Origin of the sequence: Tamlana carrageenivorans (genome assembly GCF_002893765.1) — a bacterium.
In the GTDB taxonomy this organism is placed as follows: domain Bacteria; phylum Bacteroidota; class Bacteroidia; order Flavobacteriales; family Flavobacteriaceae; genus Pseudotamlana; species Pseudotamlana carrageenivorans.
In genome coordinates, this window is the sequence record NZ_CP025938.1 from 2,113,030 (window position 1) to 2,126,196 (window position 13,167).

Consider the following 13,167-nt stretch of genomic DNA (forward strand, 5'->3'; position numbering starts at 1 on the left):
TTGGAGATTACAGTTGTATTTTTATTAGGTTTTATCTTTGCATTTTTAGGTGTAATTCCTCCTGGCTTATTGAATATGACCGCAGCAAAAATTAGCCTAAAGGAAGGACATGTTCGCGGTATCATGTTTTCCATTGGTGCCTGTATTGTGGTTTTAGGTCAAACCTATATCGCTTCCATTTTTGCTAGTTATTTAAGTATACATCCCGAAGTTGTTGATGTGCTAAGGCGGGTTGCGGTTGTTATTTTTATTTTAATTACCATTTACTTTTTGTTTATAGCAAAATCTAAAGAACCCAAAGAGGTCAAGCTGCAAAAAAGAAGCAAGCACAGTCGTTTTTTTCAAGGTGTATTGATGTCGGCGTTAAACGTATTTCCTATACCTTATCAAGCTTATATGACCATTTCATTGGCTTCATTGGGCTGGATAACTTTTGAAAAAATTAGTGTGATTTCGTATGTTGCTGGAGCTGTAATGGGATCGTTTGCAACGCTGTATTTGTATATTTTCTTTTTTGATAAAATTAAAAGTAAGGCGCTTACCTCTCAAAAAAACATGAATCGTCTTATAGGAGGTATCACAGCAATCATGTCTATAGTAACCATCATAGGGATTATAAAGGGGTCATGAAACCAGATACTCTAAGTTTTTTCGAACGTGTATATGAAGTAGTCAGGCAAATTCCTTTCGGATGCGTAACGAGCTATGGCGCTATTGCAGCCTATTTGGGAGCTGCGCGAAGCGCAAGAATGGTTGGTTACGCCATGAATAATGCGCATGATAAGGACGTGCCTGCGCACCGTGTCGTAAACCGTAAGGGTTTATTAACGGGCAAGCATCACTTTGGAGGTACACATTTAATGCAGCAGCTTCTCGAAAATGAAGGGGTTGTGGTAAAAGACAACCAAATTCAGAATTTCGAGAAAGTGTTTTGGAACCCATCTGAAGCATTTCCATATCAGTTAGCTTGATTTTAAGTTAGGCGTTATAGTAAGCGATTTTTTCTTACGAGCAGAAAGATTCAGAATTTTATCTAAAAGATTAATTTCATTCTTAAAGAGTGTTTTCTTTAAATCCTGCATTTCTTTTTCCATTTGCTTCTTAATTATTTTTTTAAGGTCGCTGGTAAATGCTAAGTTAAAAGCTTTTTTGTAAAGGTAAATGTGATTTGCAAGTATTATTTCGTCATCGGCAATACAGATTGAAACTTGATTTTTTTCATCTAATAAATAGTATTCATCAGAAATAGGTGAAATTAATTTTTTGATTGATTGATCTTCCGAATAGTTCTTTATAATGTCAATTATGAATTTACAATCTTCCCGGGTGGCCTTGCTTTCGAAGTTAAACATCTTAAACATAATTAGTTATATTAAACTGTTATGATGTAGGTGTCTTAGGTTGTGTAAACCTATATGAGTAATAAAAACATCAATATACGATTTGGTATATATTGGAAAAGTCGTTTTTTTACTAGCCTGGTCTTTACTAAGATACGAAATTCTTTAAACAAATTTGTTATGTATACATAAAAATATGGGTCTTATCTAGCTACTAATTTTTCATGATTTTAATTTAAAAATAACTGATTAAAAAGCTAGTGTTACATAATAACACTGTTGTTTTAATAAGGCCTTTCCTAATAATAATAGCTCTTAAGGTTGGAAAAGATAGCGCTATACGCCCTTGCGCTAAAGTTAATTATAAACAAAACTTATAAGATAGAAGTTTCGTCGTAGTACATTATTAATTATCTTTGTAGCTAGAATTAATTTGAATAAATGAAGCTTAATAAGAAAGATATTTTAACAGCACTCGAAAGCATTACAGTTCCAGGAGAAGGACAAAATATGGTGGAAAGTGGAGCTGTTAAAAATGTAGTAACTTTTGGAGATGAAGTTATTGTTGAAATTACCATAAAGAACCCAAGTTTACAGGCGAAAAAACGTACTGAAGTTGATATTTTAAAAACCATTCATGAAAAGGTTTACGAGAAGGCTAAAATTAAAGTCAATGTAAAAGTTGAAGCGCCTGAAAGTCCGAAACTCAACGTGATAAAAGGTAAACCAGTACCAGGAATCAAAAATATTATAGCAGTGGCATCCGGAAAGGGTGGTGTAGGGAAATCTACGGTTACAGCCAATTTAGCGGTGTCTTTGGCAAAAATGGGCTTTAAAGTTGGTGTTCTAGATGCTGATATTTATGGACCATCGATGCCCATCATGTTTGATGTGGTAAATGACAAACCTTTAGCAGTAAATGTTGATGGGAAATCGAAAATGAAACCCATTGAAAGTTATGAGGTAAAGATCTTATCTATTGGCTTTTTTACCCAACCTAACCAAGCAGTAGTTTGGAGAGGCCCCATGGCAGCCAAGGCTTTAAATCAGATGATTTTTGATGCCCATTGGGGAGAACTTGATTTTTTATTATTAGACCTTCCTCCGGGAACAGGAGATATTCACTTAAGCATCATGCAGTCTTTGCCTATTACGGGATCCGTAATAGTGAGTACACCCCAAAATGTGGCTTTGGCTGATGCTAAAAAGGGCGTTGCTATGTTTCAACAAGATAGTATCAATGTGCCTGTTTTAGGATTGATAGAAAATATGGCGTATTTTACACCAGAAGAATTGCCAGACAACAAATATTATATTTTTGGTAAAGAAGGTGCAAAACATTTGGCCGAAGATTTAAAAGTACCGTTTTTAGGTGAGTTGCCTCTTGTGCAAAGTATTAGAGAAGCAGGTGATGTTGGTCGCCCGGCTGCACTTCAAACAGGAACAGCTCTAGAAGATGCCTTCCTAAAAATCACACAGCAAGTGGTTCAAGAAGTTGTTCGTAGAAACGATGATTTACCGCCTACAGAGGCTATTAAAATAACAACAATGGCTGGTTGTGCAGTGGTTAAAAAATAAGGATATGACATCAGAAGAGTTAAAAATAAATGTTGAAAAAGCACTTGAAGAAATTCGACCTTTTTTACAAAGTGATGGTGGTGATATTTCATTGCTGTCTATTGAAAATGATACTTTAGTAAAGGTGCGTTTAGAAGGAGCATGTGTTGGGTGTAGTGTGAATCAAATGACACTTAAATCTGGTGTGGAAATGACCATAAAAAAATATGCGCCTCAAATAGAGCAGGTTATTAATATTGAAAACTAATTGAATGCGCTGTAAAAGCTTCAGTTAAATGATTGTTTCAATGTAAAAGGGTTTCTAAAAAATATAGAATTTTATAAATTCAATATTTTTTAGAAACTTTTTTTAATTAGCCTTATAAAACTTATTATAATAAAGGTGCTTCGATTAAATTTGTATTCGAAATTAAAAAAGACTTGCGTTTACCCGAACAAAAATTAAGTAATGGAAGATATTAATATCAAAATAACAGATAGAGATGGTGTCACTCATGACATTGTTGCGCCAACTGATATGGCAATGAATCTTATGGAAGTAGTAAGATCCTATGAACTAGCACCAGAAGGAACAATTGGAGTTTGTGGAGGTATGGCGATGTGCGCTTCTTGTCAATGTTACGTGCTGAGTGATACGGTTTTACCGGAAATGAGTGATGATGAAGAAGCGATGCTTTCGGAGGCATTCGATGTTAAAGACAATAGTCGTTTAGGTTGTCAAATTCAAATGACTCCAGAAATGGAAGGACTAGAAGTGGAATTGGCTCCAGAAAGTTAATTGCAATCCATTTAAAGGTTTTATACACCCTTTTAAAAAATAAATTTAGACCTAAAAAAACCCCGTTTTTACGGGTTTTTTTAGATCCAAATTAAAATGTTTCGGGTATTTTCTGGTGATTTTAATTTGTGGATTTATTTTTTTGGGAATCCGCAAATTTTTCAACCGCAGTTTCTACTTCTTTTTGGTGTCCTCAAAAGGTTATAGATTTAGAAACTACTTTACCCATCAGAGTATAAGAATTTTGCCAGAACAAAAATATTGACAATAGATTTTTAATAATTTTTCATTTTGTTTTAATAGATCGATTGTTTCTTAGGCCAAGTTTAATAACTTTTTTAGCTCAAAAAAGGAGGCCCTTGTTTTTCACCCGTTTAGAAATAAAAAACCGAGATAAAAAGAAATTGTGCTTTTATAATCTAATCCAGTTAATTTAAAAGGTAAACCAGGGAGACGTTTTAGTTGTCGTCACCAATTTTATCTACTTCTTTTTTTACCTTATCCGAGGTTTTTTTAATGGCATCTTCGGTAGCATCAGCTGCATGGTCTATGGCTTTTCCTGTGGCGTCTACAGCGTGGTCGACGGCTTTTTCGGTGGCGTGTGCAGCATCTTCTAAAGCTTCTCCAGTGGCATCAGCAGCGTCTTCAATAGCTTCACCTGCTTTATCGGCCGATTCTTTCATGGCTTCTTTAGCTGAATCTGCTTTTTTTGAATCTCTACAAGAAGTGAATCCCAGAGTTAAAAATGCGCATAAAACGGTACTTAAAATGATTCTTTTCATTTTTTTTGGGTTTGTGTTAATAATTAGTTTTAAACATGTATTTAACACAGTAACTAAAAAGTGTTGCGTTAAACGCTATAATATACGCAAATAATTTAAGATTTGGATTACTGCTCCTTTATTCTTTTTAATGAATACTTCGTTTTGTATACCAGTAGCGTGTCGTTTGTTTTCGTTTTCAATCAAATCTGTTAAAATGGTATCAAATTGATTTTGGGTGGCAACCGAGAACATCCCTCCGTTTTCTATGAGCGCTTTGGCTTCTGGAAATTTGTCGTAGTGATTGCCTATAATAATGGGAATACCAAAAACAGCAGGTTCTAAAGTGTTGTGTAATCCGGTATGACCTAGACCACCGCCTACATAAGCGATATCGGCATAGTTGTATATTTTTGTAAGTATGCCAATGGTGTCTACAATAAAAACTTTGGCCTGAACCAAATTACTACTTTGTTTATTAGAATAAAGTACGGTTGGCGCTTTAATTTGCTTTTGAATATGGTTTATCTGATCAGATTTGATATTGTGGGGCGCAATGATAAACTTGACGTCTTTATCGCTATGGTTATTGATGAAATTTATTAGCATTGCTTCGCCTTCTGGCCATGTGCTACCAGCAACAATGCACAACTTATTATCTTTAAAAGTTTCAATAAAATCTAAAGTATTATCGATGCTTAATTGGTTGTAAACCCTGTCGTACCTAGTGTCGCCAGTAATGGTTGTATTTCGATAGTTTATAGAATGAAGTAAGGTTTGAGAGGCTTCGTTTTGAGTGAAAATATGCTCGAAAGCAAATAAGGCATCTCTTAAAGGTTTACCGTAATATTTAAAATAGGGTTGGTTTTCTCGAAAAGCCGCCGAGATTAAAACGGCTTTACCCTCACGTTTTTTTAATTCTTTTAAGTAATTGGGCCAAATATCGTACTTAACAAAAATAGTAAGCTCGGGATGTACCAGGTTTAAAAAACGTTTAGCATGGGCTTTGGTGTCTATGGGTAAGTAAACGACAATATCGGCAATAGGACTGTTTTTTCGAATTTCATAGCCCGATGGCGAAAAAAAACTCAGCACAATTTTATGCGTCGGATAGTGTTGGCGTAAGGCCTGGAAAGCAGGCAGGCCTTGCTCATACTCGCCCAAAGAAGCGCAATGAAACCAAAGCGTTTTGTCGCTAGAATTTAATCCGTCTTTTAATACAGAAAAGGTGTTTTTTCTGCCTATAACGCCCTTTTTTAGTTTGTCACTAAAAATACCGCTAAGGGGTAGTATGGCGTTGGTTATTTGTGTGCCTAAATTATAAAGTAAATCCACTATTTTTCTTTGTGCTAAAATACATGACTTTAAAATATTATGAGAATTAAAAGCATAATTTGTTAAAATTTATGACTGGAATTTAACTAGACATCATCCATATTATTCTTTTTATAAGGCTCTAGAAACCCAATCATTTTGTAAATTTGTGTACTGTAAACTCAGTTTGAGTTTCATTAAAATTAGTCTTTGCTAATCTTATGATTTAGCGGGCTCAACTCTTTTTTTAGATGAAAAAAATTCAAATGGTAGACCTTAAAGGTCAATATAGTGAGATTAAAGATATTGTTAATCCTTCCATTCAAGAAGTTATAGAAAACACCGCCTTTATAAACGGTCCTAAAGTTCACGAATTTCAGAAAAATTTAGAAAATTATTTAGGTGTAAAACACGTTATTCCTTGTGCCAATGGTACCGATGCCCTTCAAATTGCCATGATGGGCTTAGGGTTAAAGCCAGGCGATGAGGTGATTACAGCCGATTTTACCTTTGCCGCTACGGTTGAGGTGATTGCCTTACTGCAATTAACTCCCGTTTTAGTTGATGTGAATGCAGATGATTTCAATATTAATATAGAAGCGATTAAAAACGCTATTACGCCAAAAACAAAGGCAATTGTACCAGTGCATCTTTTTGGGCAATGTGCCCATATGGAAGCGATAATGGAGCTAGCAAAAGCTCATAATTTATTTGTAATTGAAGATAACGCCCAAGCTATAGGCGCCAATTATACCTATGCTGATGGTACAAAAGTAAAAGCAGGCACTATTGGACATGTTGGTGCAACTTCTTTTTTTCCTTCAAAAAATTTAGGATGTTACGGTGATGGTGGTGCTATTTTTACAAACGATGATGCTTTAGCCCATACCATTCGCGGTATTGTAAACCACGGTATGTATGAGCGTTATCATCATGATGTCGTGGGGGTTAATTCACGCTTAGACAGTATTCAGGCCGCGGTTTTAGATGCTAAACTACCACTTTTAGATCAGTATAATAATCGTAGAATTGAAGCTGCTAATAAATATGATGCGGCTTTTAAGGACGTTGAAAATATCGTTACACCTTATCGCTATGGCGATTTAGATAATCATGTATTCCATCAATATACCTTACAAGTAAAGGGTGTAGATCGCGATGCTTTAGTAAAGCACCTAAATGCAAATGACATTCCTTGTGGTGTGTATTATCCAATTCCACTGCATAGACAAAAAGCCTATGTAGATGAGCGTTATCATGAAGCCGATTTTGAAGTGACTAATCAATTGGTTAAGGAAGTGATTTCATTACCTATGCACACCGAATTGGACGACGAACAAATACATTTTATAACAACAACTATAATAAGCTATTTAAATGAGTAAAATTTTAGTCACAGGCGGCCTAGGCTTTATAGGTTCGCATACTGTAGTAGAACTTCAGAATGAAGGATATGAAGTCGTAATTATTGATGATTTATCGAATTCTTCTGAAAAAGTATTAGACGGCATTACAGCCATAACAGGTAAAACACCACTTTTTGAAAAGTTAGATTTAAAAGAAAAAGCTGGCGTTGAAGCTTTTTTTGCTAAACATAACGACATCAAAGGTGTGATACATTTCGCAGCAAGTAAAGCTGTTGGCGAAAGTGTGCAAGAGCCTTTATTGTATTATGAAAACAATATAAGCACCTTAGTTTATATTTTAAAAGAGTTGAAAAAACTACCTGAAGCCTCCTTTATTTTTAGTTCTTCTTGTACGGTTTACGGTCAAGCCGATGAATTGCCAATCACAGAAAACGCCCCTGTAAAACAGGCTGAATCCCCTTATGGAAACACCAAACAAATAGGAGAAGAAATTATTAGTGATACCTGTAATGTGGTGCCAAGCTTAAAAGCTATAGCACTGCGCTATTTCAATCCCGTTGGCGCTCATGAATCGGCAGCAATTGGAGAACTTCCTATTGGAGTACCTCAAAATCTAGTGCCATTTATTACCCAAACAGCCATTGGTTTACGTGAGCAATTGTCTGTTTTTGGTGATGACTACCCTACGCCAGACGGTACCTGTATTCGTGATTATATTCACGTAGTAGATTTAGCTGAAGCACACGTGGTAGCCTTAAAACGTTTGTTAGAAGGAAAAAACAAAGCGAACTATGAAACCTTTAACTTAGGAACAGGAACGGGAAGTTCGGTTTTAGAAGTTGTAAAGTCTTTTGAAAAGGTTTCTGGTGAAAAATTAAATTATAAAATCGTAGGTAGAAGAGCAGGAGATATTATCTCTGCTTATGCCGATACGAATAAAGCTAACGATGAGTTAGGTTGGAAAACAAAACTTTCTCTAGACGATGCGATGCGTTCGGCTTGGAAGTGGGAACAAAAAGTAAGAGCGGAACAGTAAGTTTTTGTTTTTACTAAAATTAAAAAAGCATTAAAACCTCAAGTTGAAGTTTTAATGCTTTTTTTATAACTATTTCTGACTCTTTTCCTTCGGACGAATAATCATTCTAAAAGATTGGTCTTTGTTGATGTAGTAGCCCATCCAATCGTAAAAGGCACGCATTCTATTTCTAAAATTAACTAAAGACATGATGTGTACAAAAATCCAAACCCACCATGCTATAAATCCTTTTAAAAAGAATTTTTGGTTGGGGCCATCGGTAACTGCTTTGTTGGTGCCAATAATGGCCATCGATCCTTTGTCGTTGTAACTAAAGGCTTTCCAATCGTTAGATAATAGATTTCTTCCTAAATTAAGCGCTTGTTGAATGGCTACTTGTGCCAATTGTGGATGTCCATCGGGATATTTTTTGTCATCCATAACTATAGAACCATCACCAATCGCATAAATATTGTTGTAGCCTTCAACTAAATTATGACCGTTTGTTTTTAAGCGTTTGCCACGACCATAAGATGCTTCTTTAAAACCCTTAAAGGTTCTTGCTGAAATTCCCGCGGCCCAAATTAAATTTCTAGAATGAATTTCTGTGCCATCTGAAAGGTAAACGACATCATCTTTAAAGTCATTTACAAAGGTGTTTAGTTTAATATTGATGCCGTAGTCTTTTAATTTATCATAGGTGTATTCTTGTGTTTTTTTAGACATAGCTGCCAATACAGCATCTTGCCCATCAATTAAATAAATGTCACCTAAGTCGGAGGTGTCTAATTCAGGGTAGTCCTTCGCTAAAATATGCGCACGCATTTCAGAAAATAACCCTGAAAGCTCTACGCCTGTAGGGCCCGCTCCCGCAATAACAAAAGATAATAAGGTTTTTCTTCTGTTGGGATCGGTAATACGTGTTGCGCGTTCGAGTCGTGTAAAGATTAAATTTCGAAGGGCAAGAGCATCCGAAATGGTTTTCATCGGTAAGCTAAGTTTGGCGATATTTTCATTGCCAAAAAAATTGGTTTCAGCACCTGTAGACATGACTAAAATGTCGTAGTGCAATTCACCGTTGCTTAAAATGATTTTGTTTTCTTCAGGGATAACCTCTTGCAGTTCGCCCATTCGGAAGCCTACGTTTTTGTTTCGTAATATTTTTCGGTAGGGGTAACTAATCGCCGAAGGCTCCATAAATCCTGCAGCAACTTGGTATAAAAGCGGAGGAAAGAAGTTGTAATTGTTTAAATCGACTAAAATGACTTTAAAATGACTTTGATTTTTTAGTTGATCGACCAGTTGTAAACCAGCAAAGCCTCCACCAACAATGATAATGGTTTTTTCTTTTTTCATAGAACAATTTTGGTAGTTGTGTAACAATGTTTAGTTGTTACAAAGATACATGTGTTTTCTTGAAAATGTAAGTGAGGAGTGGATAAACTTTGATGGATTCTAGTGTTTTATAAATACAAAAACGGACTAAAAAAAGTTGATTTTAGTCCGTTTTTAAATTTTATATATGCTGTATTTTTAAGCCGATTTCTGCTTTTTAAAACTCATTAAAAGTAAAATAATCATTCCAGCGCTCACCGACATGTCAGCTAAATTAAAGATGCCTGTTTTAAAAACGCCACCCAAGTCTATAAACAAAAAATCAGTTACTGAACCATATACAATTCTATCGTAAACATTGGCAATACCACCACCAATAATACTGGCAAATGCAAAAAGCGACCAATTATCTAGTGTTTTGTCTTTTAAAATGTGTCTTAATACAAGACCTAATACAACAATAGGTAATATTAACAAAAGAATGATACGAAGGGTTGGATTCAAATCGCTTCCCATGCCTAAAAAGGCGCCTGTGTTTTCCACATTCATAAGAGTGAAATAGTCTCCAATAATAGGAATGCGTTCGCCCGGTTGGGTATCGGTTCTACCAACTATGGTTGCTCTAACAATCACTTTTGAAATTTGATCGGCAGCAATGGTTAGAAAAATAACCAAAAAAATGTAGATGGAACGTTTTGTGATTTTCATCTAAATTAATTTTCAAAAGTAGCCGAAACAGTTTCTGAGGCTCTATTAATCTTTTTAACCAAACCTTGTAAAACTTTCCCAGGACCAACTTCAGTAAATAAAGTGGCGCCATCTGCAATCATTTGCTCAACAGACTGCGTCCAACGTACTGGAGCTGTTAACTGAGAAATTAAGTTTGCTTTTATAGCGGCTTCATCACTTACCGCATTGGCCGTTACATTTTGATAAATTGAGCAGTTTGGTTTGCTAAAAGTCGTGTTTTCTATAGCTGCAGCAAGCTCTTCACGTGCAGGCTCCATAAGTGGTGAATGAAAAGCGCCACCAACAGGTAATACTAAAGCACGTCTTGCTCCAGCATCTTTTAAGGCTTCACAAGCTTTGCTAATAGCTTCAATTTCCCCTGAAATCACCAATTGACCAGGACAGTTGTAGTTAGCTGCAACCACAACACCTTCGGTTTGTTTACAAATATTTTCAACCAGGTTATCTTCTAAACCTAAAACAGCGGCCATAGTACTTGGTTGTAATTCACAAGCTTTTTGCATGGCTAAAGCACGTTGAGATACAAGTTTCAATCCGTCCTCAAAAGTTAAAGCACCATTGGCAACTAATGCTGAAAACTCTCCTAAAGAGTGTCCTGCAACCATATCTGGTTTAAAACTATCTCCTAATGTTTTGGCTAATATCACTGAATGTAAAAAGATAGCAGGCTGAGTCACTTTGGTTTCCTTCAAGTCTTCTGCAGAACCTTCAAACATGGTGTCTGTAATTTTAAAACCTAAAATATCATTGGCTTTTTCAAATAATTCTTGTGCTAAGGCAGAGTTTTCATAAAGATCTAAACCCATTCCAGTAAACTGTGCGCCTTGACCAGGAAAAATATATGCATTCATTGTTTTTAATTTTTTAGAGCTGCAAAAATAAGCATTATAAATTTAGTCGTTATATATGCTTTTAATAATTTTGGCAGGATTTCCTGCAACCGCAATATCATTTGGAAAACTTTTTTGTTCTTACCTATCCAGAGCCAACGACAACATTATTAACTAAGGTGACGCTCGAACAAATAGTAGCAGGGCTCCCCATCCAAACATTATGGACAATAATTATGTATTGCGTATTCCTTGCAGCTGTTTCTATCTTTAAATTCTAGAGGGAGTGTCGCCGGCTAACAGTTTCTCTTTTCCTGTCATAGTATTTTGAATTTAGAAAGCAGCAATGGCAGCTTCAGCACAGCGTTCACCATCCATGGCTGCTGAAACAATGCCTCCAGCATAACCACCACCTTCGCCACATGGATATAAATTGGTAATTTGAGGATGTGCCAAATGCTCCGTTCTAGGAATGGAAACCGGCGATGAGGTTCTGGATTCTACGCCAACAATATTGGCTTCTTCAGTATAATAACCTTTCATTTTTTGTCCGAAGGCCTCAAAACCTTTGCGTAATCGTCCTCCAATAAATTTTGGAAGTAAGGAGTGAAGCGGCGCCGAATTTAATCCAGGTTGGTAAGAGCAGTCATTCAAACGGTTAGAAAATTTACCTTCCACAAAATCTGTTAGACGTTGTGCTGGGGCTACCTGACTTCTTCCGCCTGCGGTAAAAGCCAAACGCTCTAAGTTTTTTTGGTATTCTAGACCTTTTAATACGCCGAATTTTTCATACTTAGGTAAATCGGTGTCTACATTAATTTCAACAACAATACCCGAATTGGCATATAAATTATTTCGTTTTGAAGGCGACATGCCGTTTACAACCACCTCCCCATTGGCAGTAGCTGCAGGAACAATAAATCCGCCAGGACACATACAAAATGAATATACGCCTCGGTTGTTTACTTGCTGCACTAAACCGTATGAAGCCGCCGGAAGTAACTCACTACGTTTACCTGAACAGTGGTATTGAATAGAATCTATAATATGCTGAGGATGCTCCACACGAACACCCATAGCAAAAGATTTTGCCTCTAAGGCAATGTTTTTCTTATGAAGTAAATAAAAAATATCTCGTGCCGAATGTCCGGTGGCTAGGATGACTTTTTCAACGGCTAGTTCTTCGCCGTTTTGAATTTGAATGGCGTAAATGCTATTATTTTTTATTTTGAAATCGGTTACTCGGGTTTCAAAATGAACTTCGCCACCATATTTTAAAATGGTTTCACGAATGTTTTTCACCACTTTAGGTAATTTATTGGTGCCAATATGCGGATGCGCATCGATTAAAATTTGATCGGTGGCGCCGTGATACACAAGGTTTTCAAAAATACGCCGCACATCGCCACGTTTTAAACTTCGGGTGTATAGTTTACCGTCGCTGTAAGTTCCTGCTCCACCTTCACCAAAACAATAATTGGAATCTTCATTTACAAAGTGCTCTTGATTTATAGCTCTTAAGTCTCTTCGGCGGTCTTGTACATTTTTACCGCGTTCTAATACAATGGGTTTCATGCCGAGCTCTATACAACGTAAAGCAGCATACATGCCTGCTGGACCAAATCCAATAATATGAACCGATTTGGCTTTTGAAACATCTTTGTAGTCAAACTGATATTCGGAGGTTTTAGGTAAAGCTTCGCGAATATATACCGCCACTTTATAATTAAAAATGATTTTTGGTTTTCGAGCATCAATAGATTTGCGTAACACCTTTACGCCAGTAATGTCTTCTCTGTCTATATCGAGCTTTATGGCCGATTTGAACACCAGAATATCGCTACGCTCTTCCTCTGCTAACGTGATACGAAGTTGAATTTCTTTTACCATACTGCGAAATTAATGAAAATTGTATTGCTTTTGAGAATCACAAATAAAAAAGCTTGCAGAATCAAGTTGATGATTTTGCAAGCTTTATATAGCTTTAGAATGTTTAATTAAAATCTAAATGTTTTAAGAGTAAATCTGATAAATTATTAATTTGTTCCAATCCACTAATATACTTTTAATGCTTTCTCTCGAAACTATAATTAAATTTT

General features: G+C 36.0%; 14 protein-coding genes. 7 read left to right on the forward strand and 7 right to left on the reverse strand.

The window, feature by feature from the left end:
* Positions 1-630 carry a LysE family translocator gene (locus C1A40_RS09360; RefSeq protein ID WP_102995670.1) on the forward strand — a complete coding sequence of 210 codons (630 nt, stop codon included), beginning with the start codon at positions 1-3 and terminating at the stop codon, positions 628-630.
* Positions 627-971: an MGMT family protein gene (locus C1A40_RS09365; protein ID WP_102995671.1), complete on the forward strand. Its 345-nt coding sequence runs from the start codon at positions 627-629 to the stop codon at positions 969-971. Before C1A40_RS09360 ends, C1A40_RS09365 begins: the two co-directional genes overlap by 4 nt.
* Here the strand turns inward: C1A40_RS09365 and C1A40_RS09370 are convergent.
* Positions 963-1,352, reverse strand: a complete 390-nt coding sequence (locus tag C1A40_RS09370; protein ID WP_102995672.1) for a hypothetical protein — start codon at positions 1,350-1,352, stop codon at positions 963-965. The genes C1A40_RS09365 and C1A40_RS09370 overlap by 9 nt on opposite strands.
* A 429-nt stretch (positions 1,353-1,781) precedes the next feature.
* Between C1A40_RS09370 and C1A40_RS09375 the strand changes: the two genes are divergently transcribed.
* The 3 genes from C1A40_RS09375 to C1A40_RS09385 all read left to right on the forward strand — a co-directional run bounded on the left by C1A40_RS09375 (position 1,782) and on the right by C1A40_RS09385 (position 3,696).
* Positions 1,782-2,918, forward strand: coding sequence for an Mrp/NBP35 family ATP-binding protein (locus tag C1A40_RS09375; protein WP_102995673.1), 1,137 nt, complete (start codon positions 1,782-1,784; stop codon positions 2,916-2,918).
* A 4-nt stretch (positions 2,919-2,922) separates the two neighbouring features.
* Positions 2,923-3,165, forward strand: a complete 243-nt coding sequence (locus C1A40_RS09380; RefSeq protein ID WP_102997184.1) for a NifU family protein — start codon at positions 2,923-2,925, stop codon at positions 3,163-3,165.
* Positions 3,166-3,366: 201 nt separating this feature from the next.
* Positions 3,367-3,696, forward strand: a complete 330-nt coding sequence (locus C1A40_RS09385) for a 2Fe-2S iron-sulfur cluster-binding protein (RefSeq protein ID WP_102995674.1) — start codon at positions 3,367-3,369, stop codon at positions 3,694-3,696.
* Between the two features lie 458 nt (positions 3,697-4,154).
* Here C1A40_RS09385 and C1A40_RS09390 read toward each other — a convergent pair whose 3' ends face one another.
* Positions 4,155-4,478: a hypothetical protein gene (locus C1A40_RS09390; protein ID WP_102997185.1), complete on the reverse strand. Its 324-nt coding sequence runs from the start codon at positions 4,476-4,478 to the stop codon at positions 4,155-4,157.
* Positions 4,479-4,553: 75 nt separating this feature from the next.
* Positions 4,554-5,792 carry a 3-deoxy-D-manno-octulosonic acid transferase gene (locus tag C1A40_RS09395; protein ID WP_102995675.1) on the reverse strand — a complete coding sequence of 413 codons (1,239 nt, stop codon included), beginning with the start codon at positions 5,790-5,792 and terminating at the stop codon, positions 4,554-4,556.
* A 230-nt stretch (positions 5,793-6,022) separates the two neighbouring features.
* Here C1A40_RS09395 and C1A40_RS09400 point away from each other — a divergent pair, with 230 nt between their 5' ends.
* Both C1A40_RS09400 and galE read left to right on the forward strand, forming a co-directional pair.
* Complete coding sequence (locus C1A40_RS09400) at positions 6,023-7,156, forward strand: DegT/DnrJ/EryC1/StrS family aminotransferase (RefSeq protein ID WP_102995676.1); 1,134 nt, start codon at positions 6,023-6,025, stop codon at positions 7,154-7,156.
* Positions 7,149-8,174 (forward strand): UDP-glucose 4-epimerase GalE, encoded by a 1,026-nt coding sequence (galE, locus tag C1A40_RS09405; RefSeq protein ID WP_102995677.1) that lies wholly within the window; start codon positions 7,149-7,151, stop codon positions 8,172-8,174. Before C1A40_RS09400 ends, galE begins: the two co-directional genes overlap by 8 nt.
* A gap of 69 nt (positions 8,175-8,243) precedes the next feature.
* Here the strand turns inward: galE and C1A40_RS09410 are convergent, their stop codons facing one another.
* The 4 genes from C1A40_RS09410 to C1A40_RS09425 form a co-directional block, all read right to left on the reverse strand.
* Positions 8,244-9,509, reverse strand: coding sequence for an NAD(P)/FAD-dependent oxidoreductase (locus tag C1A40_RS09410; RefSeq protein ID WP_102995678.1), 1,266 nt, complete (start codon positions 9,507-9,509; stop codon positions 8,244-8,246).
* A gap of 177 nt (positions 9,510-9,686) precedes the next feature.
* On the reverse strand, positions 9,687-10,196 hold the full coding sequence (gene lspA, locus C1A40_RS09415) for a signal peptidase II (protein ID WP_102995679.1): 510 nt from the start codon (positions 10,194-10,196) through the stop codon (positions 9,687-9,689).
* 5 nt (positions 10,197-10,201) lie between these two features.
* Positions 10,202-11,089, reverse strand: coding sequence for an ACP S-malonyltransferase (gene fabD / locus C1A40_RS09420; protein ID WP_102995680.1), 888 nt, complete (start codon positions 11,087-11,089; stop codon positions 10,202-10,204).
* Between the two features lie 312 nt (positions 11,090-11,401).
* Positions 11,402-12,958: an NAD(P)/FAD-dependent oxidoreductase gene (locus tag C1A40_RS09425; RefSeq protein ID WP_102995681.1), complete on the reverse strand. Its 1,557-nt coding sequence runs from the start codon at positions 12,956-12,958 to the stop codon at positions 11,402-11,404.
* Positions 12,959-13,167: the final 209 nt, after the last annotated feature.

Excerpts from the sequence above, each read along its gene's own strand:
- C1A40_RS09365 (WP_102995671.1), top strand. The coding sequence starts at position 627 with ATGAAACCAGATACTCTAAGTTTTTTCGAACGTGTATATGAAGTAGTC.
- C1A40_RS09370 (WP_102995672.1), bottom strand. The coding sequence starts at position 1,352 with ATGTTTAACTTCGAAAGCAAGGCCACCCGGGAAGATTGTAAATTCATA.
- C1A40_RS09375 (WP_102995673.1), top strand. The coding sequence starts at position 1,782 with ATGAAGCTTAATAAGAAAGATATTTTAACAGCACTCGAAAGCATTACA.
- C1A40_RS09380 (WP_102997184.1), top strand. The coding sequence starts at position 2,923 with ATGACATCAGAAGAGTTAAAAATAAATGTTGAAAAAGCACTTGAAGAA.
- C1A40_RS09385 (WP_102995674.1), top strand. The coding sequence starts at position 3,367 with ATGGAAGATATTAATATCAAAATAACAGATAGAGATGGTGTCACTCAT.
- C1A40_RS09390 (WP_102997185.1), bottom strand. The coding sequence starts at position 4,478 with ATGAAAAGAATCATTTTAAGTACCGTTTTATGCGCATTTTTAACTCTG.
- C1A40_RS09400 (WP_102995676.1), top strand. The coding sequence starts at position 6,023 with ATGAAAAAAATTCAAATGGTAGACCTTAAAGGTCAATATAGTGAGATT.
- galE (WP_102995677.1), top strand. The coding sequence starts at position 7,149 with ATGAGTAAAATTTTAGTCACAGGCGGCCTAGGCTTTATAGGTTCGCAT.
- C1A40_RS09410 (WP_102995678.1), bottom strand. The coding sequence starts at position 9,509 with ATGAAAAAAGAAAAAACCATTATCATTGTTGGTGGAGGCTTTGCTGGT.
- lspA (WP_102995679.1), bottom strand. The coding sequence starts at position 10,196 with ATGAAAATCACAAAACGTTCCATCTACATTTTTTTGGTTATTTTTCTA.
- fabD (WP_102995680.1), bottom strand. The coding sequence starts at position 11,089 with ATGAATGCATATATTTTTCCTGGTCAAGGCGCACAGTTTACTGGAATG.
- C1A40_RS09425 (WP_102995681.1), bottom strand. The coding sequence starts at position 12,958 with ATGGTAAAAGAAATTCAACTTCGTATCACGTTAGCAGAGGAAGAGCGT.